The sequence below is a fragment of the Kitasatospora sp. NPDC088346 genome (assembly GCF_044740765.1).
Lineage (GTDB): Bacteria > Actinomycetota > Actinomycetes > Streptomycetales > Streptomycetaceae > Kitasatospora.
The window spans coordinates 77,975-99,561 of sequence record NZ_JBIURH010000012.1 but is presented as its reverse complement, the minus strand read 5'-3'; the positions used below and the strand labels follow the sequence as shown (position 1 = coordinate 99,561).

19 protein-coding genes and 2 tRNA genes are annotated in these 21,587 nt (G+C 74.9%); 11 read left to right on the top strand and 10 right to left on the bottom strand.

The genetic code is table 11. The features are described 5' to 3' along the window. Window positions 1-404: 404 nt before the first annotated feature. The 7 genes from ACIOFR_RS18340 to ACIOFR_RS18310 all read left to right on the top strand — a co-directional run bounded on the left by ACIOFR_RS18340 (window position 405) and on the right by ACIOFR_RS18310 (window position 5,127). Complete coding sequence (locus ACIOFR_RS18340) at window positions 405-722, top strand: Lsr2 family protein (RefSeq protein ID WP_033817889.1); 318 nt, start codon at window positions 405-407, stop codon at window positions 720-722. Window positions 723-862: 140 nt separating this feature from the next. Beyond that, window positions 863-935, top strand: a tRNA-Gly gene (locus tag ACIOFR_RS18335). Window positions 936-985: 50 nt separating this feature from the next. Next, window positions 986-1,061, top strand: a tRNA-Gly gene (locus ACIOFR_RS18330). A gap of 165 nt (window positions 1,062-1,226) precedes the next feature. After that, the gene (locus ACIOFR_RS18325) at window positions 1,227-2,228 is read left to right on the top strand and encodes an ABC transporter ATP-binding protein (RefSeq protein ID WP_400998199.1); all 1,002 of its coding nucleotides are present in this window, start codon (window positions 1,227-1,229) and stop codon (window positions 2,226-2,228) included. Then, window positions 2,225-3,070, top strand: coding sequence for an ABC transporter permease (locus ACIOFR_RS18320; RefSeq protein WP_400998197.1), 846 nt, complete (start codon window positions 2,225-2,227; stop codon window positions 3,068-3,070). The genes ACIOFR_RS18325 and ACIOFR_RS18320 overlap by 4 nt, the downstream gene beginning before the upstream one ends. Window positions 3,071-3,259: 189 nt before the next feature. Beyond that, the gene (locus tag ACIOFR_RS18315) at window positions 3,260-4,516 is read left to right on the top strand and encodes a sensor histidine kinase (RefSeq protein WP_400998194.1); all 1,257 of its coding nucleotides are present in this window, start codon (window positions 3,260-3,262) and stop codon (window positions 4,514-4,516) included. Beyond that, complete coding sequence (locus ACIOFR_RS18310; protein WP_400998191.1) at window positions 4,513-5,127, top strand: response regulator; 615 nt, start codon at window positions 4,513-4,515, stop codon at window positions 5,125-5,127. Before ACIOFR_RS18315 ends, ACIOFR_RS18310 begins: the two co-directional genes overlap by 4 nt. A 101-nt stretch (window positions 5,128-5,228) precedes the next feature. On the opposite strand, the gene ACIOFR_RS18305 is transcribed toward ACIOFR_RS18310, so the two are convergent. The 4 genes from ACIOFR_RS18305 to purD all read right to left on the bottom strand — a co-directional run bounded on the left by ACIOFR_RS18305 (window position 5,229) and on the right by purD (window position 11,247). Then, on the bottom strand, window positions 5,229-6,128 hold the full coding sequence (locus tag ACIOFR_RS18305) for a phosphoribosylaminoimidazolesuccinocarboxamide synthase (RefSeq protein ID WP_400998188.1): 900 nt from the start codon (window positions 6,126-6,128) through the stop codon (window positions 5,229-5,231). A gap of 119 nt (window positions 6,129-6,247) precedes the next feature. Beyond that, a complete protein-coding gene (locus ACIOFR_RS18300; protein ID WP_400998186.1) occupies window positions 6,248-7,828 on the bottom strand; it encodes a N,N-dimethylformamidase beta subunit family domain-containing protein in 1,581 nt (526 codons plus the stop codon). Between the two features lie 164 nt (window positions 7,829-7,992). After that, window positions 7,993-9,498 (bottom strand): hypothetical protein, encoded by a 1,506-nt coding sequence (locus tag ACIOFR_RS18295; RefSeq protein WP_400998184.1) that lies wholly within the window; start codon window positions 9,496-9,498, stop codon window positions 7,993-7,995. Between the two features lie 498 nt (window positions 9,499-9,996). Further along, a complete protein-coding gene (gene purD / locus ACIOFR_RS18290; RefSeq protein WP_400998182.1) occupies window positions 9,997-11,247 on the bottom strand; it encodes a phosphoribosylamine--glycine ligase in 1,251 nt (416 codons plus the stop codon). A gap of 464 nt (window positions 11,248-11,711) precedes the next feature. Here purD and ACIOFR_RS18285 point away from each other — a divergent pair, with 464 nt between their 5' ends. Beyond that, on the top strand, window positions 11,712-12,500 hold the full coding sequence (locus tag ACIOFR_RS18285) for an SLATT domain-containing protein (RefSeq protein WP_400998179.1): 789 nt from the start codon (window positions 11,712-11,714) through the stop codon (window positions 12,498-12,500). Between the two features lie 67 nt (window positions 12,501-12,567). Here ACIOFR_RS18285 and ACIOFR_RS18280 read toward each other — a convergent pair whose 3' ends face one another. The 3 genes from ACIOFR_RS18280 to ACIOFR_RS18270 all read right to left on the bottom strand — a co-directional run bounded on the left by ACIOFR_RS18280 (window position 12,568) and on the right by ACIOFR_RS18270 (window position 15,274). Beyond that, the gene (locus tag ACIOFR_RS18280) at window positions 12,568-13,215 is read right to left on the bottom strand and encodes a hypothetical protein (RefSeq protein ID WP_400998177.1); all 648 of its coding nucleotides are present in this window, start codon (window positions 13,213-13,215) and stop codon (window positions 12,568-12,570) included. A 76-nt stretch (window positions 13,216-13,291) separates the two neighbouring features. Beyond that, complete coding sequence (locus ACIOFR_RS18275; protein ID WP_400998174.1) at window positions 13,292-14,281, bottom strand: GntR family transcriptional regulator; 990 nt, start codon at window positions 14,279-14,281, stop codon at window positions 13,292-13,294. Window positions 14,282-14,476: 195 nt separating this feature from the next. After that, complete coding sequence (locus tag ACIOFR_RS18270; RefSeq protein ID WP_400998171.1) at window positions 14,477-15,274, bottom strand: carbon-nitrogen family hydrolase; 798 nt, start codon at window positions 15,272-15,274, stop codon at window positions 14,477-14,479. 166 nt (window positions 15,275-15,440) lie between these two features. Between ACIOFR_RS18270 and ACIOFR_RS18265 the strand changes: the two genes are divergently transcribed. The 3 genes from ACIOFR_RS18265 (at window position 15,441) to ACIOFR_RS18255 (ending at window position 17,250) form a co-directional block, all read left to right on the top strand. Continuing rightward, window positions 15,441-16,274 (top strand): maleylpyruvate isomerase family mycothiol-dependent enzyme, encoded by an 834-nt coding sequence (locus ACIOFR_RS18265; RefSeq protein WP_400998169.1) that lies wholly within the window; start codon window positions 15,441-15,443, stop codon window positions 16,272-16,274. A gap of 161 nt (window positions 16,275-16,435) precedes the next feature. Continuing rightward, window positions 16,436-16,714: a BRO family protein gene (locus ACIOFR_RS18260; protein ID WP_400998166.1), complete on the top strand. Its 279-nt coding sequence runs from the start codon at window positions 16,436-16,438 to the stop codon at window positions 16,712-16,714. A 26-nt stretch (window positions 16,715-16,740) separates the two neighbouring features. Further along, window positions 16,741-17,250 carry a hypothetical protein gene (locus ACIOFR_RS18255; protein WP_400998164.1) on the top strand — a complete coding sequence of 170 codons (510 nt, stop codon included), beginning with the start codon at window positions 16,741-16,743 and terminating at the stop codon, window positions 17,248-17,250. A gap of 32 nt (window positions 17,251-17,282) precedes the next feature. On the opposite strand, the gene ACIOFR_RS18250 is transcribed toward ACIOFR_RS18255, so the two are convergent. The 3 genes from ACIOFR_RS18250 to ACIOFR_RS18240 form a co-directional block, all read right to left on the bottom strand. Next, a complete protein-coding gene (locus ACIOFR_RS18250) occupies window positions 17,283-18,680 on the bottom strand; it encodes a nitrate/nitrite transporter (RefSeq protein ID WP_400998161.1) in 1,398 nt (465 codons plus the stop codon). Between the two features lie 163 nt (window positions 18,681-18,843). Next, entirely contained in the window at window positions 18,844-20,079 is a 1,236-nt protein-coding gene (locus tag ACIOFR_RS18245) for a M64 family metallopeptidase (RefSeq protein WP_400998158.1), read from the bottom strand. Between the two features lie 179 nt (window positions 20,080-20,258). Beyond that, window positions 20,259-21,545 carry a benzoate/H(+) symporter BenE family transporter gene (locus ACIOFR_RS18240; RefSeq protein WP_400998155.1) on the bottom strand — a complete coding sequence of 429 codons (1,287 nt, stop codon included), beginning with the start codon at window positions 21,543-21,545 and terminating at the stop codon, window positions 20,259-20,261. Window positions 21,546-21,587: the final 42 nt, after the last annotated feature.

Genomic DNA, 21,587 nt, shown 5'->3' with positions numbered 1-21,587 from the left:
CCGGATTGCGGGCCGGACATAGCGACGCGCGTAGACCTCCACCCCTTACGCACCAAGGGTTCCAGGCCTCTCCGCCCCCCGCGCACCGGGCGGTTTTCCGGCCGGTTAATGCCTCGCGACGGCCCGCGACGAGAACACCCGAATACCCGCACTCCGGACAGATCGACCACCCCTATCCGTCCTGTATCAGACCTCGCGCGCATCGCGTGAATTTCCCGAAAAAGGAATCCCCAGCCCTTCGTATTCAGGCCCCTTTGGGTGCAGAATAGGGCGACCGGCAGCCGCAGGCGCGGCGTATCGGCATGGCCGCAAGCCTGCCCGTTTACGCACGGCCCACCGGCCACCGGGGCACCCGGGGCACTTCCGACACCCGGCGGCCGAATTGCCCGAGAGGATTGACACCCATGGCTCAGCGTGTAGTCGTCACGCTCTCCGACGACCTGGACGGCGGCGCCGCCGCGGAAACCGTCCACTTCGGCGTCGACGGGAAGTCGTACGAGATCGACCTGTCTGCGGACAACGCGGAAAAGCTGCGGGAGGCCCTCGCCCCGTTCGTCGCGGCCGGCCGCCGCCAGAGCCGCACCGGGAAGTCCTTCCGCCGCACGGCGCTCACCCCGGACCCGGCCGCGGTCCGCGCCTGGGCCCAGTCCAACGGCATGGAGCTGCCGGCCCGCGGCCGGATCCCGAAGCACGTCTACGAGGCGTTCGCGGACGCCAACTGAGACCTCTCCGGAGCGGCTCGGGAGCCCCGCCCCTCCTCCCCGGAGGAAGGGTGGGGCGAGCAGTCCGATCGATGTTGTAGAGTATTTCTCGTCGCCACAACGGGGAACACCCGGGAGGCGGCCGGTGCCCCAGGCACCGTGCGGACGTGGCTCAGTTGGTAGAGCATCACCTTGCCAAGGTGAGGGTCGCGAGTTCGAATCTCGTCGTCCGCTCGCAGTGCCGAAAGGCGCAGCAGCACAACGCAGGACAACTTCACAGACATGCGGACGTGGCTCAGTTGGTAGAGCATCACCTTGCCAAGGTGAGGGTCGCGAGTTCGAATCTCGTCGTCCGCTCCAGTACGAAGGGCCCCCTCACCGAGGGGGCCCTTCGGCGTTCCCGGGGACCGGACCTGCCACTCCGCCACGCCCATGACATTTGTCACCGCCGATCCGTGAATCCGCCCCGCCGGCCGATGACGGCACGCACTGCCCGCGCCGCCCGACCGGCGGAAGGCTGGACGCATGACGAACCCCAGCCACCCGGAGCCCGCCGTCCGGGCGCTCGGACTGCAGCGCCGCTACGGCCCCGCCGGCGACAAGGGCCACGACGCGGTGCGCGGTCTGGACCTCACCGTCCGGCACGGCGAGCTCTTCGCCCTGCTCGGCACCAACGGCGCCGGCAAGACCTCGACCCTGGAACTGATCGAGGGCCTGGCCGCGCCCACCGCCGGCACGGTCCGGGTGCTCGGCCACGATCCGTACCGGGAACGGGCCGCGCTCCGCCCGCGGATCGGCATCATGCTGCAGGAGGGCGGCTTCCCCGGCGAGCTCACCGTCGCCGAGACCGGCCACTGCTGGGCCGGGCTGACCAGCGGCGCCCGCCCGGTGGACGAGGCCCTGGAACTGGTCGGCCTGCACCACCGGCGCCAGGTGCGGGTCAAGCAGCTGTCCGGCGGCGAGCGGCGCCGGCTGGACCTGGCGATGGCGCTGCTGGGCCGCCCCGAGGTGCTGTTCCTGGACGAGCCGAGCACCGGGCTCGACCCCGAGGCCCGGGCCGCGGTCTGGCAGCTGGTGCGGCACCTGCGCGAGCAGGGCACCACCGTGCTGCTCACCACGCACTACCTGGAGGAGGCCCAGGAGCTCGCCGACCGGCTGGCGATCATGCACCACGGCCGGATCATCACCGAGGGCACCGTCGCCGAGGTCATCGCCGGGCGCCCCGCCCGGATCAGCTTCGAACTGCCCGAGCGGGCCGGCCGCCACGAGACGCTCGCCCTGCCGGCGCTGCAGGGCGCGCAGGTCACCGCCGAGGGCCGGCGGATCACCGTGAAGACACCCGCCCTCCAGGCCGACCTCACCACCCTGCTGGGCTGGGCCGCCCACCACGGCATCGCGCTGGCCGCCCTGGACGCCCGCAGCGCCTCGCTGGAGGAGGCCTTCCTCGCCATCGCCGCCGAGGGCCGCACCGCCACCGCCGGGCCCGCTCCCACCCCCGCCGCCACGCCGATCGGAAGCGTCCGATGACCACCACCGCGACCACCACCGCGACCCCCGCAGCCCCCCGTCCCGCGAACACCGGCACGGCCGGTCGGCTGCTCGCCCTCGGCCGGGCCGAGGGAACCCTGCTGCGGCGCAACCGCACCGCGCTGTTCACCGCCGTCGCGCTGCCGCTCCTGCTGGTCGGCGGTCTGCGCGGGATGCTCCGGCAGCAGGCCGAGGGCACCCCCGGCCTGGACGTGGACGCCGCCACCGTCACCGGCGTGGCCGCGATCGTGCTGCTCTTCGTCGTCTACTACAACCTGACCTCCTCGTACGTCGCCCGGCGCGGCGAGCTGGTGCTCAAGCGGCTGCGCACCGGCGAGGCCCGGGACCTGGAGATCCTGACCGGCACGGCCGTCCCCTCGGTGCTGCTGGCCCTGCTGCAGTGCGCGGTGCTCGGCGTCGCCGGGGCGGTGCTGCTGGACCTGCCGGCTCCGGTCAACCCGCTGCTGATGGCCGCCGGGCTGGCGCTCGCGGTGGCGTTGCTGACCGGGCTGGCCGCCCTGACCAGTGCGTTCACCCGGACCGTGGAGAGCGCCGGGATCACCACCCTCCCGCTGATGCTGGGCGCCCAGTTCGGCTCGGGACTGCTGTTCCCGCTGGAGGTGATGCCGGAGCGCCTCGCCGACGTCTGCCGGGCCCTGCCCACGACCCCGGCCTTCCAGCTGCTGCGGCTCGGCTGGTCCGGAACCGACGGCTCCCGGCCCGCGACGGACTTCCTCGGCACCTGGGCGCCGGCCGCCCCGCTGTTGGGCCTGGCCGTGCTGTGGACCGCCGCCACCTGGTGGGCGACCCGCCGCTGGTTCCGCTGGGAGCCGCGCCGCTGAGGCCGCGGCGGGGCCGTCGCCGGGCCGTCACCGGGCCGCGGTCGGGCCGTCGCCGGGCCGGTGGCCTCGCCGAGCGCCGAGGCGGTCACCGAAGCGGTCGCCGAAGCGATTCCCGGGCCGGTGCCACCGGCCGGGCCGCGGCCCGCCAGGATGGGCCCGACGGATGTGACGCCACTGGGAGGGGACACGATGAAGCCGTGGCGGCCGCTGCAACGATGGCGGGCCTGCGGGAAGCCGCAGCGCACCGAGATATACGTCCGCTGGTCGCTGTACGCGATGGTGCTCGTCCAGCCCCTGCTGGTGCTGGGAACGGTGGGCGGCCCGGCCGAGCCGGTGATGTCCCGACCGGTGGCGGTGGCCTCGGTGGTCCTCGCGCTGGCCGGCTCCGGGCTGGGGTTCGTGCTCTTTCGGCTGGGGCTCGACCACTACCTCGGCCGTCGCGAGCGCCCCACCGGCTGGATCCTGGCCGCCGCCCTGCTGATGATCGGCAGCGTCTCCGGCCTGGTCCTGACCGACCCGGGCCTGCGCACCGACGTGTCGCTGTCCACCGGGCCCGCGATCGGCGCGCTGCTGGTGCTCTGGTTCGCCCCGGTGTCGGTGGCCGTGCGCAGCCGGCGCGGCGCCGCGCTGCTCGGGGCGGGCGCGCTGCTGCTCACGGTACCGGCGATGCTGGGCGCCGGGCTCCCGGTGGCGTCGGTGTGCGGGCTGCTGTTCGGGGCGGCGGTCTCGCTCGTCCTGGTCGCGGTCACCTGCCGGTGCTCGGCCTGGCTGGCGGGCGTGGTCTGGGAGCTGGACGAGGCCCGGGAGAAGCAGTCCCAGCTGGCCGTCGCCGAGGAACGGCTGCGGTTCTCCCGCGACCTGCACGACGTGCTCGGCCGCAACCTCACCACGATCGCGCTGAAGAGCGAGCTGGCCGTCCAGCTGGCCCGCCGGGGCCGTCCCGAGGCGGCCGACCAGATGACCGAGGTGCAGCGGATCGCGCAGGAGTCGCAGCGCGAGGTGCGCGAGGTGGTCCGCGGCTACCGCACCGCCGACCTGCGGGCCGAGGTGGCCGGCGCCCGTTCGGTGCTGCGCGCCGCCGGGGTGGCCTGCGCGGTCGACCTGGGAGCGCACCTGACCGCCCTGACGCCGGTGGCCCACTCGGTGCTCGGCTGGGTGGTCCGCGAGGCGACCACCAACGTGCTGCGGCACAGCGAGGCCTCGCACTGCTCGATCCGGCTATGCGCCGGGGACGGCCGGGCCGTCCTGGAGGTCGAGAACGACGGCGTACCGACCGGTCCCGGCGACACCCCGCACACCGGCACCGGGCTGACCGGCCTGGGTGAGCGGCTGGCCGCGCACGGCGGCGCGCTGACCCGCCCGGCCACCACCGCCGGCAGCTTCCGGATCACCGCCGTGCTGCCGCTCACCAGCCCCGCACCGGCCCCGGAGGTGGCCGTCCGATGACCCCACCGCTTCGCATCCTGCTCGCCGACGACGAGCACCTGATCCGGGGTGCGCTGGCCACCCTGCTCGGCCTAGAGGAGGACCTGAGCGTGGTGGCCGAGGCCGCCTCCGGCCCCGAGGCGCTCGCGATGGCCCGGGCGCACCGCCCCGACGTCGCGGTGCTGGACCTGCAGATGCCCGGGATGGACGGCATCGAGGTGGCCGCGGAGCTGCGGCGGGTGGTGCCGGACTGCCGGGTCATGATCGTCACCGGCCACGGCCGGCCGGGTTACCTGAAGCGGGCGCTGGAGGTCGGCGTCCGCGGTTTCCTGCCGAAGACGGTCTCCGCGGCCGACCTCGCGGGCATCATCCGCACCGTCCGGGCGGGCGGGCGCTACGTCGACCCCGAGCTGGCCGCCGACGCGATCAGCGCGGGCGAAAGCCCGCTCACCCCGCGCGAGACCGACGTCCTGGAGCTGGCGGCGCACGGCACCTCGATCGGGGAGATCGCCGAACGGGCCGCGCTGTCCCCCGGGACGGTGCGCAACTACCTCTCCGCCGCGGCGACGAAGCTCGGCGCGGAGAACCGCCACGCGGCGGTGCGGATCGCCCGCGAGCACGGCTGGATCTGAGCGGCCGGACGGCGACCGGACGGGCCGCGGCGGAACGGGCCGGGAACGGGCCGGGGGCGGTCGCCGCGGACACCCGCCGCGGCCGCCCCCGGCGGGACGCCTCAGACCCAGTCGGTGCCGGTGAGCCGCTCGTAGGCCTCGATGTACTTGGCCCGGGTGTGCTCGACGATCTCGGGGGGCAGCGGCGGCGGCGGCAGCTCGCTGTGGCGGTCCCAGCCGGACGCGGGCGAGGCCAGCCAGTCGCGGATGATCTGCTTGTCGAAGGAGGGCTGGTTGCGTCCGGGCTGCCACTCGTCGGCGGGCCAGAAGCGCGAGGAGTCCGGGGTGAGCACCTCGTCGCCGATCACCAGTTCGCCGTCCAGCAGGCCGAACTCGAACTTGGTGTCGGCCAGGATGATGCCGCGCTCGCGCGCGATGTCCCGGGCCCGGCCGTAGACGGCGAGCGTGGTCTGCCGGAGGGTGGCCGCCAGCTCGGCGCCGATCCGCCGGGCGGTCTCCTCGTAGGGGACGTTCTCGTCGTGCTCGCCGACCTCGGCCTTGAGGGCCGGGGTGTAGATGGGGGCGGGCAGCTCGGAGCCGTTGTCCAGGCCCTCGGGGAGGGCGATGCCGCAGACGGTGCGGTCGGCGCGGTACTCCTCCAGGCCGGAGCCGGCCAGGTAGCCGCGGGCGACGCACTCGACCGGGACCATCTCCAGGCTCCGGCAGACCAGCGTGCGGCCCTTCCAGTCGGCGGGCGCCCCGGCCGGGACGTCGGTGGAGACCACGTGGTTGGGCACCAGGTCGGCGATCCGCTCGAACCACCACAGCGAGAGCTGGGTGAGGATGCGGCCCTTGTCCGGGATCTCGTTGGGCAGCACCCAGTCGAAGGCCGACGTCCGGTCACTGGCCACCATGACCAGGTCGCCGTTGTCGGCGCGGTACAGGTCGCGCACCTTGCCGGTGTGCAGGTGGACCAGGCCGGGCACCTGGACCGGCTCGGGCTTGGTGACAAATCCGCTCAAGGTCGTCTCAGTCCTCAGGGGTGGTTCGCGTTTCTGCGGGCCGCGAAGGGGAGGTCACTGCCCCCGAGTCTGTCATGGCCCGCCGCCCGGCCCCGGCGGCCCTCCCGGCGCCCCGGCCGTCAGCCCTCCTTGCAGAGGTGGTCGAGCAGGTTGGCGGTGGCCCGCTGGATCCGCTCGTCGGTGTGGCCGGGCCGGTCCAGCGCGGGCGACCAGGCGAACGTCCCGGCCGAGAAGACGTACGCGCCGCTGGGCGCCCGGTACAGCGAGGTCTCCTGGTGCGCGGGCCGGCCCTCGGAGTCCCGGTAGGGCGAGTGGGCCAGCAGGATCCGCTCGGTGTGCTCGGGCAGCGCGACCTTGGGGAAGTAGCGGTCCGCCTCCCCCGCCACCAGCCCGGGCACCTCGCCGCCCTCCGCGAGGCCGGTGCCCGCCCAGAGCCAGTGGGTGGTGTTGCGGGCCACCAGCGGCACCGGCTCGGGCACGCTGCCCGCGTACTGGACACCCAGCAGGTGCTGCTCGGGCTCTCCCGCGTCCCGCCACAGCGCGCTGCCCGCGCCCGGTGCCCCGGCCGCCGGCGTCCCGGCCGGAACGCGCTGGCGCTTGCGGCAGTTGAGCAGCCGGTTGGGCTCGCCGGAGGGCCCGGCGGTGAGGTCGACCCGCCAGTACATGGTGTTGGCGGACAGGAACACCAGGGACGTCCCGGCGTCCCTGGCCCGCTCGACGGCCCGCCGCATCGGCTCGGACCAGTACTCGTCGTGCCCGGGGAAGATCAGGGCGCGGTGCCGGGTCGGCTCGACCAACCCGGCGTGCAGGTCGGAGGCGGTGGCGTAGGAGAGGTCGTAGCCGTAGCGCTCCGCCCAGCGGATGAAGTCGTAGGCGTGGCCGACGTGCAGCGGCAGCCCCGCCCCCGCGTGCGGGCGGTCGAAGGAGACCGTGACGGCGGCCCCCGACTCGCCGGCGAGCCGGCCCTCGCCGTCCCAGGCGTGGTAGAGGCTGGCCCCGGTGCGGCCGTCCTCGGGGAACAGGTTGTACGCCTGCCAGGTCACGTCGGGCAGCACCAGCAGCAACTCGGTCGCCGGGGACGGCCGTTGCGGGGCCGCCTCGGCCGTCCCGGCGGGCCCCGGCTGGTCGGCCGCGTCCCGCACGGTGAACGGGATGTGATTGCGGTGCAGGTTGTCGGCGGTGGTCAGCACCGCGACGTACGCGCCGGGCCGCCAGTGCGACGGGACGTGCAACCGCCACGACTGCCACCAGTGGTGGCACGAGACGGTGCGGCCGACCACCAGCGGCGCGGCCTGGGCGAGGCCCGCGATCAGCGGGCTGGAGGTGACCAGGTGGGCGCCGTCGCCGCCGTAGTGGCCGATCCGGTAGACGTCCACGGTGAACTCGCGCGGCGGGTTCACCGTGACCCGGAAGTCCACCGCGCCGCCGGGGCGGATCACCCCGGCCGAGGCGAAGCCCTTGATCTGCTGGTCGACGTCGTCCGAGGTCTTCGGGGTGCCGACCGGGGGCCTGGGCCGCGGGCCGGCCAGCGGCTCCTGGCCCGGCGCGTCCACGCTGACGTACCAGGGCACGGCGGCCTCGACCCCGGCCAGGTACTCGTCGGGACTCCGCAGCCAGGGCAGCGGGCCCTGGCCGAACGGGTCGGACACGCTGTGGGCCAGCGTGGCGGACTCCCAACGGCGGTTGAGTTCTCTCCCCACGCGCCCTCCCCACCGCACGTCGCACGATCTCTCCGGTGGCACGTGCCAGACGGATGTGCGTGCGGTCCAGCACATCACACAATGCTGGCGCTGCGTCACCCAACGGTAGCAACTAGTGGTGCGGACACCCCGATCCGGCCGCCCGGCCGGATCGCCGGGGCCGCTCAGCCCGGGAGCCGCACCGGGCGCTCCAGCCGGATCCCGGCCGACTCCAGCCAGGCGCGCAGCGGCTTGTCCTCGCCCTGCTCGACCGCCCGGGCCACGGCCTGGCCGGGCTCACCCCGGCGGCCACCCGCCATGAGCAGCACCGGGCCGTCCAGCCAGTCCAGGCCCGGGGTGGCGACGCCGGTGTCGACGGCGGCGCAGCAGACCATCGCCGTCACGTGCTCGACCAGCAGCTCCCGACCGCTGCGGACGGCCGGCAGTGGGGGCGCGACCCGGGCCGCGCACGCCGCCTGGCCGGCCAGTGCGGTGGCCAGCGCCTCGCTGCCGCCGCCGGCCAGCGTGCCGAGCAGCCGGGTGAGTGTCGGGGCGGCGGAACGGCCGGCCGGCGCGACGCCCTCCAGCGCCGTCTGGAGCGCGGCGGCCTGGACCCGCCAGCCGTGGTCGACCACCTCGGCCGGGTAGTCGGCCCAGTCCAGTGGCTGCCAGCCGGCCTCGGGCGGCTCGTGCAGCAGGCCGGCGGCGAGCAGCGAGACGGCCTCGTCGACCCGGCCGGGCTCCTCCAGCAGGTCGCAGGCGGGGCGGTCGCCGAGCCGCGTGCCGTACCCGTCGGCCAGCCGGTCCCGGCGGGACAGCTCGGTCAGCGCGGCGACCACCCCGGCGTTCAGGTGGTCGGGGTGGCGGCCGAGCCGCCAGGCGGGCAGCGCGACCCGGGTGAGCAGCCGGTCCCAGCCCGCGTAGGCGAGGCCGACCTGCTCCTGGGCGGCGATCCGCAGGCCGTAGTCGACGGCCTTGGCCTGCTCCGACGCCCAGGCGGCGACCGCCCGCTCCAGCTCGGCGGAGTGCTCGCGGCAGGCCGCCAGCAGGACGCGGTTGATCCGGTCGACCAGTACGGCCGGGCCGCGACGGCGGGTGCCGAGGGCGGCGTCCAGGCCGCGGACGAAGCGGCGGGCCGCCGCGATGTCCGGGTCCGCCGAGGCCGCCCCGCCGGCCACCACGGGGGCGAGCAGCGCGCGCAGTTCGGCGGCCCGCATCCACCACAGGAAGGGGGAGCCGATCACCAGGACCGGTGCGGGCGGCTCGGCCCGGCGGCCGCGCCGCAGCGGCCGGCCGTCCTCCAGCCAGCTGTCGCAGTCCGGGGTGAGGGCGATGCCGGCCGGGGCGGGCACCCCCAGCCGGTCGGCGAGCTCGCCGATCAGCCGGTGCAGCTCGGGCGCGGACGGCTCGGGGACGGGGACGGCCGGGGTGACCGGCGGCTCCGCCGTGGCGTGCGAGCGGGCCACCAGCCCGGCCAGCAGCAGGGTGCCGGCGGCGACTCCGCAGACCGCCCAGCGGACGGCGTCCCAGCCGGGCCCGTCCGGGGCGCCGGGGGCGCCGATCCGGCCGGTGAACCGCCCGGCGAGCAGCACGACCCCGACGGCGGCGGGCAGCACGGCAGCGGCCAGGGCCAGCCCGCGGACCCTCAGCACGGCCTGGGCCCGTGCACGGGCGGCGTAGGCAGCGGCCATACGGCGCGACACCCCCTTCGCGGCACTCGGTTGCCGCTACGACCGTGATCCGCCGGGACCAGCGATCAGGACACCCGAGACCTCTCGGAAACGATCAAACTCCGAACGGGAAACGGCGGAGCCGGCCCCCGGTTGTGCATCCTGCGTGGCACTTCTGACAGTTTTGACGCCCGTGTGCAGCCGGGTGTTCCGAATCGCCTGGGTTTCCACCCGTCCTGGTGACGGCTCGCACACACCACCGGCCCCCAGCATCCCCCCGGAACGGCCCCGCCGACGACGGGAGGCCGCAACGGCACCCAGCAGGCCGTACGATCCAGCGCACCCTACGGCGGTCCGTCGCACTGCGTCAGCCGGATGTCCAAGGAGTCACCCGATGGGCTGGAAATCCGGGGCCGGCCGCGCTCGCCGGCGCCCCGGCGGAAAGCCGACGGGCGCCGCTGCCGGACGGGTGGTCCGGCGGCGGCGCCCGTGCCCCTGCGGGCTCCGGCGCGGTCGGGGCTACTGCCCGGCCGCCCCGCGTGCGATGTCGGTGCGGTGCTGCGCGCCCTTGAAGGCGATCCGGGACACGCCCGCGTAGGCGCGGGTCCTGGCCTCGGCCAGGTCGGTGCCGACCGCGGTGACGGACAGCACCCGCCCGCCCGCGGTGAGCACCCGGCCCTCCTCGTCGGCCCGGGTGCCGGCGTGCAGCACGAAGACCGTGCCGTCGGCGGCGTCCGCCTCGGCCAGGCCCTCGATCACGTCGCCGGTGCGCGGGTCCGCCGGGTAACCCTCGGAGGCCAGCACCACGGTGACGGCCGCGCCGTCGTGCCAGCGCAGCGGCTCCAGGGTGTCGAGGGTGCCCTGGGCGGCGGCCAGCAGGACGCCCGCCAGCGGGGTCTCCAGCCGGGCCAGCACGACCTGGGTCTCCGGGTCGCCGAAGCGCGCGTTGAACTCGATCACCCGGGTGCCGCGCGAGGTCAGCGCGAGACCGGCGTAGAGCAGCCCGGAGAACGGCGTGCCGCGGCGGCGCAGCTCGTCCACGGTCGGCTGCAGGACGGTGTCCAGCACCTCCTGCACCAGGCCCTCGGGGGCCCAGGGCAGCGGGGAGTAGGCGCCCATGCCGCCGGTGTTGGGGCCCTCGTCCCCGTCCAGCGCGCGCTTGAAGTCCTGCGCGGGCACCAGTGGCAGCACCGTCTCGCCGTCGGTGATCGCGAACAGCGAGACCTCGGGCCCGTCCAGGTACTCCTCGATGACCACCTGGTCGCAGGCGGCGGCGTGGGCCAGCGCGGCGTCCCGGTCGGAGGTGACCACCACGCCCTTGCCGGCCGCCAGACCGTCGTCCTTGACCACGTACGGGGCGCCGAAGGCGTCCAGCGCCTCGGCGGCCTCGGCCGGGGTGGTGCAGACGTAGGCGCGGGCGGTGGGCACGCCGGCCCCGGCCATCACGTCCTTGGCGAAGGCCTTGGAGCCCTCCAGCAGGGCCGCCCGGCCGGACGGGCCGAAGACCGGGATGCCGGCCGCGCGCACGGCGTCGGCGACGCCCGCGACCAGCGGGGCCTCCGGGCCGACCACGACCAGGTCGGCGGCCAGCCGCTGGGCGAGGGCGGCGACGGCCGCCCCGTCCAGCTGGTCGACCGGGTGGACCGTCGCCGCCTGCGCGATCCCGGCGTTGCCCGGGGCGCAGTGCAGTTCGCTGACGGCGGGATCTTGGGACAGGGAGCGGCACAGGGCGTGTTCGCGGGCGCCGCCGCCGATGACGAGGACCTTCACGTCTGGAAGGGTAGTCGGTGGCCTGTTCGCGGCCGCCCGCGGCTCCGTCGGAACCTCCGAATCGTCCCGGCCGGGAGCACTTTCGAACTGGAGGAACCTCCAAAGTTCCGACCCCGCGCGCCCCCGGGTCAGTGACCGGCGCCGCTCGCGCCTCGCTCGGAAGGGTGAAATCTCGCCACCCGCCGCAACCCTCTCACCTCGCCTTCCGGAGGTGAATTCCGATAACGATCACCGCCGAAGCGCCCCCACGGTCAGCCATTTGGCGGTAAGAAGTGCTGTTGGACCAATGACCGGACACCGGCCGGGACGCGACACCATGGGCGGCCCACCCCGCGCGCGGATCCGGCCGGCCGGCCCCCACCGGCCAGCACGACCCCCGCCCGAAGCAGCATCGGATCCACAGACGGTCAGTCCCGGTACCCCGCCGGGCCTCCGCAGTCACCCCGCCACAGGGAGCGCCACAGGTGAGCCAGCCGGAAATGCAGCCCGAGGAGAGTGCCTGGGGCAAGGACGTGGGCGAGGACGACCAGCCCGTCCTGCCCGTCGCCGCCGGGCGCACCCCCACCCGCCGCCGAACCGACCTGAGCGCGCGCCAGTTCCCGCTGGGCGACTGGGGCGAGCCCGCCGAGCGGCTGGAGGAGCTCTACCGCTGGTCCGAGGAGCGCGCGGTCGAGGCGATCGACTGGTACCGCCGGGACCGGGTGTGGAAGCGCCGCTGGGCCCGGCTGCTGCGCTTCGGGGCCGGGGTGTTCGCGGTCGGCGGGGTGAGCGTCCCGCTGGTGGCGCTGACCGGCGCGCTGGACCGGGCGGCCGAGTGGGGCTACGTCGGCCTCGCGCTGTCGGCGGCCTGCCTGCTGGCCGACCGGGCCTTCGGCCTCACCTCGGGGTGGATGCGCGACGTCTCCACCGCGCAGGCGCTGCAACGGCGCCTGGAGGCCTTCCAGTTCGACTGGGCCTCGGAGTGCGTGCGCGAGGTGCTCGGCCCCACCGAGGGCACCGCGGGCGAGGCCGCCGAACGCTGCCTGGGCGTGCTGCGGCGGTTCTGCGAGGACGTCTCCGACATGGTCCGCAGCGAGACCTCGGAGTGGATGCTGGAGTTCCGGGCCTCGATGACCCAGCTGCCCACCCAGTCCCCCGGGCTGTGGGGCGGCCGCAGCGAGATCGGGGTGGGCGCCCAGGTGCGGGTGCTGCCGCCGCCCGGCACCCGGCCGACCATGCCGCGCCAGCGCCCGCCGGAGGGCCCGCTGCGCTGACCGCGCGGCCGGCCCCGCGGGCGGGGCCGGTTCCGACACGAGGGCCGGCACGGGGGCCGGCACGGCGTCAGGCGAAGACCACCATCGAGCCCTGGGTGACGCTCCGGGTGGCCGCCGCGTAGAGCCCGGCCCAGGCGTGCCGCTCCCGCGCGTACGGGTGGATGTCGTCCAGCGGCGGGCCGAACGGCTGCTGCAGCTCGGTCGGGCCGAGCGGCCGGGTGGGGGCCGGCGGGTTGACCGGGTCGATGCCCAACACGGGCGCCACCGCCTGGAGTTCGCGCAGCAGGCCGTACGAGGAGCCGAGCGGGCCGCCGGAGGCGAGCAGCGCGTCGTCCACCAGCGGCAGCTGGAAGTCCACCGGCACGTAGGCGCCCGCGTGGTCGAAGTGCCAGACCAGGTGCGACTGTTCGGCCGTCGACTCGAACATCTCCAGCAACTGCTCGTAGTCACCGCCGAGGGCGTCCACCGGGGTGATCTCGAAGCCGGTGACGCCGAGCATGTAGGCCCGGCGCAGGAAGTGCAGCGAGTCGTAGTCGAAGGCGGCTATCGGTTCGACCTCTCCGCTGATCCCCGGTACGTACTGGTAGACCGGTACTTCGGGCAGGCCGTTGGAGGCCAGCACCGCGTTGTAGCGGACCAGGTCGTCCCGGAACGGATTCTCGGGGCTGTGGGTCAGGACGTCCACGAGCGGGACGAGCCAGAGGTCGCAGGCCATGGGCCGGCTCACCCTTCCGGTGGGCGGGCGCCGGGTGCGCGGGGCACCGACGGCGGGCGGGCAATGACGGCCCACCCTACCGGCCCGGCGCGGGCTCCCCGCTCTCCGGCCGCGGCAGCCGCAGCGGCCGGCCGAACCTCCCGGGCGGGACGAACCGCGGCAGCGGCACCCGGCCCAGCCCGATCCCCGGCCCGACGGCCGGCTGCCCGGCGGGCGCCGCCGCGGCCGGCCCGGCGACGGCGGGCTCGGCCGGCGCCCGGACCGGCTCGGGCGGCCGCTGCCCGCGCAGCAGCCCCAGCACCGGCACCGACTCCACCGACTGTCCGGTGAGCCTGGCCAGCAGCTCCAGCGTGAACAGGTTGTAGTCGTTGACCACCCGCTGGGCACCGGCGACGTCCTGGGCCTCGATCCGGTCCACCAGGTCGCCGTGCCGGTCCCAGCAGACGCCGCCGAGGTCGTCGACCGCGCGCAGGAACGGCGCCGCGAACATCCAGGACTGCACCCGCAGCCACCCGAGGTAGTCGGCGATCCGGGCGTTGCCCAGCAGGGCCGACGCCTCCTGCCAGAACCTCAGGTCGCAGCCGACCAGGACGTCCAGCTGCCCGGCCCGGGAGGCCTGGGTCGCCGCGGTGGCCCGGCGGCGCAGCGACGGCAGCCGGCTCCAGTCGTAACCGGCGGGCCGGACCAGCAGCTGGCGGATCGCGCTGTCGGTGAGCAGGGCGCGGGCCTCGAAGATCTCCACGAAGTCGTGCCAGCCGAACTCCGGGACGGTGAAACCGCGGTGGTGCTCGGCCCGGAGCAGCCCCTGGGCCGCCAGGTCGACCAGCGCCTCCCGGGCCGGGGTGGCCGAGACCCCGTACAGCTCGGCGATCTCCTTGACGGTGAAGTTGCGCCCGGCCGCGAGGCGGCCGGCCATCATCTCCTCGCGCAGGGCGTCGGCGATCTGCTCCCGCAGGCTGTTGCGCTTGATCGGGGAGCGCCCGTCCGGGCCGGCCATCGCGGCGGCCGTCGGCAGCCCGAAGCCGGACAGGCCGGAGCCGGCACCGGGCGTGCGGGACTCGGGCACCCGGACCTCCCCCTCCTCCACAGGCCTGAACGCGACGCAGGCTCACCTTCTCAAGAGTTGCGCACACGGGTGCCAAGCATGTCAAGCATCCGCAAAAGCGGACCTAATCACAGGACCCGGTCAACGGCCCCACCACGGCCCGGCACCGCGGCCCGGCATCACGCCCCGGTACGGCCGCCCGGCGCCGCGGCCCGGTCAGCGCTGGACGGGCGCGGGGATGCCGAGCAGGCGGTCCCGGTGCACGGGGAACTCCGCCCGGGCCTTGGCCACCTCGGCCGGGTCGAACTCCACCGTCAGCACCTCCTCGTCGGGCCCGGCCTCGGCCAGCACCCGGCCCCACGGGTCGACCACCAGGCTGTATCCGGCCTGCTCCACTCCGCCGTGGGTGCCCGCGGTGTTGCAGGCCAGCACGTACGCCTGCTCCTCCACCGCACGGGCCCGGGCGAGCAGCGTCCAGTGCTCCCGCCGCCGGGCCGGCCAGGCGGCCGGAACCACCAGCACCTCGGCGCCGGCGTCCAGCAGGGCCCGGAACAGCTCGGGGAAGCGCAGGTCGTAGCAGGTGGCCAGGCCGAGCCGGCCGACGTCGGTGGCGGCCGTGACGATCTCCTGCCCGGCGCCCATCGCCACCGCCTCGCCGCTGTCGAAGCCGAAGCGGTGGATCTTCCGGTAGGTGTGCACCAGTTCGCCGTCCGGCGCGAAGAGCAGGGAGGTGTTGTAGATCGGGCCGTCGGGATCCCGTTCGACGATCGACCCCGCGTGCAGCCACGCCCCCGCCGCCACGGCCGCCGCCGACATCGCCTCCGCGGTCGGGCCGTCCAGCGTCTCGGCGCCCGGCCCCCAGGCCTCGTAGGCGAACCCCCCGAGTGCCCACAGCTCCGGCAGGACCACCAGGTCCGCGCCCTGCTGGGCACGCACCAGCGCGGCCGCCCTGGCCCTGCGCTCGGCGGGCGGCTCGGCGTCGGAGACGGCGAGTTGGATCAAAGAAGCGCGCACAGTACCACCGTCCACGGCAAGAGTCCTACGATCATCACCCGAAAGCGCTGCCCTGCTGTCACCCGGCAGCGTAACGTGCGGGTAGCGCGTGCGCCCGAAAGCTCGGGAGTCTCCCCCACTCCCCGGGCCGCGCGGGACGGAAGCTGACGGAGGACCGGAGATTCCCGTGACGGAGAACCAGACCGTGCAGGCGTACACCGACGCGTGGCTCCACTCCATCGAGTCGGTGACGGAACTGCTCGCCTCACTGCCCACCGACGCGTGGAACCGGGCGACCGAGTGCCCCGGCTGGTCGGTGCGGGACGTGGTCTCGCACATCATCGGCGTCGAGTCCGAACTGCTCGGCGACCCGCGCCCGATCCACTCCCTCCCGCGCGACCTGCGGCACGTCACCAGCGAGTTCGCCCGGTACATGGAACTGCCGGTCGACAAGCGCCGCTGCCACACCCCGGTCGAGCTCACCGGCGAGCTGGAGTACACCGTCATCCGCCGCTCGCGCGCCCTGCGCAACGCCAAGCAGGGCCCCGAGGACCTGGTTCGCTGGCCGGCCGGCCCGCTCTCCCGCGACGTCCCCTACACCCAGCTGCTGCGCACCCGCGCCTTCGACGTCTGGGTGCACGAGCAGGACCTGCGGCGCGCCCTGCGGACCCCCGGCAACCTCGACTCGCCCGCCGCCACCGTCACCCGCGACTTCCTCGTGGAGGGCCTGCCCCGGGTGGTCGCCAAACTGGCCGGCGCCCCGGCCGGCACGGTGGTGGTCCTCGACGTGACCGGCCCGCTGGAGTTCCAGCGCACCGTCCGGGTCGACGAGGGCGGCCGCGGCACCGTCGACGCCTCGGTCGCGCTGGCCCCCGACGTCCGGCTCTCCCTCGACTGGGAGACCTACGTCCGGCTCGCCTGCGGGCGGGTCCGGCCGGAGGCCGTCGCGGGCACCGTCCGGGTCGCCGGTGACAGGGAGTTGGCGGCCCGGGTGCTCGCCCAGTTCGCACTGACGCCCTGATCCTCGGGACGATCCCGCGCGGGGCCGATCAGGTGTGCGCGCACGACCGCACGCCGGGTGGCGCACCCCGCACTCCCGTACGTCCCCGTGGTGCCGGTACGTCACTCGTTCGGCCTCGTTGTTCCGGGCAGCCCATCACCGAGCGTGAAGGAGGGGCGGCAGTGGACGACGAGGCCGACATGGTGTTGGTGAGGACGAGCTTTCCGGTCACCGGACAGCCGATCCGGGTCGTGATGATCGACGGTGCGCCGTGGTTCGTCACGGCCGACGTGTGCAGGGTGCTGGGGAGGAGCAATCCCAGCGAAGCGCTGAGGATCGTGCGCGAGGGCGACTCCCGCACGGTGGACCTCCGCGCGGTAACCCTCAGAATTTCTGAGGGTAATGACGTTTCCGCAGGTGGGAAACCCTACGCCCGCGGGAATCCGGAGGTGGGGTGGTGAGCGAGGCCGGCCTCTACACCTTGATCATGAGGTCGACGAAGCCGTCCGCCAGGCCCTTCCAGGAGTGGGTCACCGGCGAGCTGCTGCCCTCGATCCGGCGCGGCGACACCGAGGTGCCGAAGCAGCAGCAGCGGATGGCCGAGAGCCTGTCCGAGGCGGTCGGGCAGCGCGTGCAGATCCTCGCGGAGATCGACCACCTGGACGGCGCGGGCATCCACATCCGCTCCGACGGGGAGGTGCACTGCCGGCACGGCCGGATGGTGCTCCACACGCCGGAGCCGGAGCAGGACAGCGGCCCACCGTTCGGCCAGTACTACGAGTGCACCAGCGTCGAACGGGTGGGCATCCGGGGCGGCCGGGCGATCCGCCGCTGCGCGCGGCTCAAGGTGGTGGACATGGTGCGCCACCTGGCCAACGCGCCCAAGCCGCGGCCGGGCCCGTACGCCGGGCCGCTGGTCTGCGAGTTCGGCCGGGCCCGGATCTACGGTGAGGCGCCCGACATCGTGGACCTGCTGCGGGAGGCCGGGGAGCTCTGACGGGCGCGGCGCTGCGGGGCCGGCCCGACCGGTCAGCCCTGCGGCGTCCGCCGCACCACCCGCCGCAGGCGCAGGATCATCACCGAGCCGACCGCCAGCGGCAGGAACTGCCAGCAGAACGCCCACCGGTACGTCTGCGCGGTGTACCCGCCCCCGCCCGAGACGGCGTCAAGCAGCACGCCGATGCCCAGCAGGGTGAGCATCGCCCCGATGAAGCCGCCCATGTTGGCGATGCCCGAGGCGGTGCCCAACCGCTCCCCGGGGTTGTACGCCCGGGCGTAGTCGAGCCCGACGAGCGAGCCGGGGCCGTTGCTGCCCATCACCAGCAGCAGCACCACCAGCAGCCACAGCGGCGGGTGCCCGCCGGGCCAGGCGAGGACGACCGCCCAGCACAGCCCGGTGGCGGCGACGACCGTGAGGGCGATCGGCATCCGGGTGGCGGCCGAGCGGGAGACCAGCCGGCCGAAGAGCAACCCGAACGCCATGTTGCTGAACACCAGCAGGGTGAGCAGCCCGCCGGCCTCGCCCCGGGTCATGCCCTGGCCCTCCACCAGGTAGGGCAAGCCCCAGAGCAGGCCGAAGGCGGCAGCGGGGAAGGCGGTGGTGAAGTGCACCCACATACCGAGCCGGGTGCCGGGCTCCCGCCAGGCGTCGAGGATCTGCCGCCGCACCGACGGCCGCCCGCCCGCCGAGGGGCCTGCCACCGTCAGCACGCCCGCCGGGGGGACGGCCGGCGCGGGCCGGCCGCCGCCCGGTTCGGCGGGTGCTTCCCGGAGCACCAGGGCGACCAGGGCGAAGACCGCGACGCCGGCCAGCGCGATGACGCCGAAGGAGAAGGTCCAGCCCTCCCGGTGCAGGGCCTCGGCCAGCACCACGGTGGTGACCAGGTTGCCGCCCATCCCGGCGAGGCCGGTGAGCTGGGCGACCAGCGGGTTCTGCGCGGCCGGGAACCACCGGGCCGCCACCCGCAGCACGCTGATGAAGGTCATCGCGTCGCCGCAGCCGAGCACCGCGCGCGAGCCGAGCGCCGGCCCGAAGGAGGTGCTCAGCGCGAACGCGAGCTGGCCGAGGCTCATCAGCAGCACGCCGAGCAGCAGCACCCGCCGCGGCCCGAACCGGTCGACCAGCAGGCCGACGGGTATCTGCATGGCGGCGTAGACCAGCACCTGGAGGATCGAGAAGGTGGACAGTGCCGAGGCACCGATGCCGAACCGCTCGGTGGCGTCCAGCCCGGCGACGCCGAGGCTGGTCCGGTGCACCACGGCGAGCACATAGACGGTGCAGCCGACCGACCAGGCCAGCCAGGCGCCCCGGCCACCCGGCGGGCCCGCCGTGACCGGCGGACCGGGCGGGCCGGGCGGACCCTGCGGTCGCGGACCGGGCACGGGTACGGGTACGGAGCGAGCGGCGCCCACGGGGTCCACGGTCATAGTGGCCCAGGCTAGTCATCCCATCAATGGATCAATCCGGCAGGGCCCGCCGGCGCCCCGGACCGCGAGCCCCTGACCAACCGTCAGGCCGCCTCACCCTGACCCGACCCGCCCCTGACCCGCCCCGCCTCGCCTCGATCCGGCCCCGAGCAGAACGCCGCGGTCAGCCGCTGACGGTCCAGGTCACCGTCCGGGTCATGAACTCGTCGCGGAACGCCTCGTCCCGCACCCAGTCGGTGGTGTCCGTGACGGTGGCGCGCACCGTCACCCGCCGGCCCTCGGCCAGCGACAGCTGACCGGTGTCCAGCCAGGTCCGGTCGTCCGACCGCGGCTCCACCGGCTTCCCGTCCACCGTCCAGTCCACCCGCAGCTGCCGGGGCCCGGCGAGCAGGAGCGGGTGGACGGCCAGCCGGGTGTTCCCGGCCACCGCGCCGGGTGCCGGCGTGGGCGGGTCCATCGGCTGCACCCGCCGGTAGATCTGCTCGATGATGGCCTCGCGGGAGGGCAGGTTGTAGGCGCCGCCGAGGGTGCGCATGACGGAGTCCTCGGTCGGGCGGTAGAGCCCGTTGGCGCTGCGGTACGCCCCGATCGGGCCGCCGCCGTCGGGGGACTGCGCGTCCAGCCAGCGCCACCACTTCACCTTGTTCTGGCGCATCTGGTCGGCGTTGACGGTGGAGAGGTTCGGGTAGTCGGCGTCGTCCGGGGCGCTGTCGTACTCGTCGCCCAGTTCGCCGACGGTGTGCCCTATCTCGTGCTGGATGATCCGGCCCGCGTCCGGGCTGCCGCCGGCCAGGGTGGTCACCCCGGTGCCGCCGGCGCCGCCGTACTCGCTGGAGTTGGCCAGCGCGATCAGGTACTGCGGGCCGTCGCCCTCGCCGGCGAAGCGGGCGGTCGCGGACTCGTCGGCGCACAGCAGGCGGGCGGTGCCCTCGCACCAGAAGTGCATGCCGAGCGGGGTGCCGACCGCCCGGCCGCTGCTCTCGCCCTCGGCGATGCCGGCCTCCGGGGAGACCACGTCGACCCGCCTTATGTTGAAGTACTCCTGGTAGCTGCGGAACGGCTCGATGTCCATCAGGGCGCGCCACGCCCGGTCGGCCTGTTCCCGGAAGGTGCCCTGCTGCTCGGCGGTGTAGCCGTCGCCGAGCAGGACCAGCGTGATCCGGTTGCCCGGGTCCCCCGAACGCCGTATGTCGACGGTGGGCGCCGCGGGGGCCCTGAGGTCCGCCTGCTGCGGCCCGCGCGGTGGCGCGGCGTGGTCGATCAGCGGGCCGGCCGGCGGTCCTATCACCGTGGCCGGGGAGGGCGCGACGAGTTCCAGGACCGCGGGCAGGGCGGCGGCCGAGATCAGCACCAGCGCTGCGGTGCTCCGGACGAAACGGCCATGAGTGCCAGACGGCATACGGGTCGTCCTCGGGGCTCCGGTCACCCGGCGGGGCGCGCGGGTGGGGGGTCGGGAAGACGTACCCGCCACCCGCCGCGCCCGGTCGCCGCCGCGCCGAAGTTCGTCCCGGCGGCCCAAGGCCTCACCGGTTCGGCGCAGCCCGGCTGGCGGGGCCGGGCCGCAGTACGGCAGGGGGCTCAGCCGCCGCGCCGCACGCCGAGCACCAGGTGGGTCGCGAGCCCCAGCAGCAGGCCCCAGAAGGCCGCGCCGATGCCGAACAGGCTCATCCCCGAGGCGGTGGCCAGGAAGGTGACCACCGCGGCGTCCCGGCCGTGCTGCTCGGTCAGCGCGACGGTCAGACTGCCCTGGAAGGAGGCGAGCAGGGCGACCCCGGCGATCACCGCGATCAGGGCGTGCGGCAGTCCGGTGAACAGGCTGACCAGCACCCCGCCGAAGCTGCCCACCAGCAGGTAGAGGACGCCCGCGGACATTCCGGCGACGTAGCGGCGGTTCCGGTCCGGGTGGCTCTCCGGGCTGGTGCAGATCGCCGCCGTGATGGCGGCCAGGTTGATGCCCGGCGAGCCGAACGGCGCCAGCAGGACGGAGACCCCGCCGGTCGCGCCGATCAGCAGCCGGTCGTCGGGCCGGTAGCCGGAGGCCCGCATGATGCCGAGGCCGGGCGCGTTCTGCGAGGCGAGCGCCACGATGGTGAGCGGCAGCGCCAGGCCCACCGTCGCCGCCCAGGACAGGCCCGGCACGGTGAACACCGGCACGGTCGGGCCGCCCGAGCCGAGGTTGAGCGGCAGGCCGACGGTGACCGCCGCCAGCACGGCCCCGGCGAGCAGGGCCACCGGCACCGCGTACCGCGGCACCAGCCGCTTGGCCAGCAGGAACGCCGCGAAGCAGCCCAGCACCAGGACGGGGGCGCCGCGCAGTTCGGTGAAGATGCCCGCGCCGAAGGTGAACAGGATGCCCGCCAGCATCGCGTTGACGATCCCGGCCGGGATCGCGCGGACCAGCCGGCCGAACAGCCCGGTCAGCCCGAACAGCGCGACCGCGACGCTGCTCAGCACGAACGCACCGACCGCGTCCCGGTACGGGTACTGGCCGAGGCTCGCCACCAGCAGCGCCGCCCCGGGGGTGGACCACGCGGTGATCACCGGCGTCCTGGTCCACCAGGAGAGCAGCAGGCAGGTCAGCCCGCTGCCGACGGACACCGCCCAGATCCAGGACGCGGTGTGCGCCCGGTCCAGGTGGCCGGCGGCCGCGGCGGCGAGCACCACCACGAGCGGGCCGGAGAAGGACACCGCGATGCACACCAGACCGGCCAGCAGCGCCGGGAGGGAGACGTCCCGGCGCAGCGAGGGCCGCGGCCCGGGCGCCGCCGGCTCGGCGGACGGCTCGGCGGACGGGTCGGCGGACGGGTCGGCGGCGAGGTCCGCGGACGGGTCGGCGGGGCGCTGGACTATCGAGGGGTCGGCCACCCGAGCAGTATCCCGTCGCCCCGGCCGGGCGCCCGGAGAATT

Bases quoted from the DNA above. Each gene is read 5' to 3' on its own strand.
- ACIOFR_RS18340 (WP_033817889.1), top strand. From the start codon at position 405: ATGGCTCAGCGTGTAGTCGTCACGCTCTCCGACGACCTGGACGGCGGC.
- ACIOFR_RS18325 (WP_400998199.1), top strand. From the start codon at position 1,227: ATGACGAACCCCAGCCACCCGGAGCCCGCCGTCCGGGCGCTCGGACTG.
- ACIOFR_RS18320 (WP_400998197.1), top strand. From the start codon at position 2,225: ATGACCACCACCGCGACCACCACCGCGACCCCCGCAGCCCCCCGTCCC.
- ACIOFR_RS18315 (WP_400998194.1), top strand. From the start codon at position 3,260: ATGAAGCCGTGGCGGCCGCTGCAACGATGGCGGGCCTGCGGGAAGCCG.
- ACIOFR_RS18310 (WP_400998191.1), top strand. From the start codon at position 4,513: ATGACCCCACCGCTTCGCATCCTGCTCGCCGACGACGAGCACCTGATC.
- ACIOFR_RS18295 (WP_400998184.1), bottom strand. From the start codon at position 9,498: ATGGCCGCTGCCTACGCCGCCCGTGCACGGGCCCAGGCCGTGCTGAGG.
- ACIOFR_RS18280 (WP_400998177.1), bottom strand. From the start codon at position 13,215: ATGGCCTGCGACCTCTGGCTCGTCCCGCTCGTGGACGTCCTGACCCAC.
- ACIOFR_RS18255 (WP_400998164.1), top strand. From the start codon at position 16,741: ATGAGGTCGACGAAGCCGTCCGCCAGGCCCTTCCAGGAGTGGGTCACC.
- ACIOFR_RS18250 (WP_400998161.1), bottom strand. From the start codon at position 18,680: ATGACCGTGGACCCCGTGGGCGCCGCTCGCTCCGTACCCGTACCCGTG.
- ACIOFR_RS18245 (WP_400998158.1), bottom strand. From the start codon at position 20,079: ATGCCGTCTGGCACTCATGGCCGTTTCGTCCGGAGCACCGCAGCGCTG.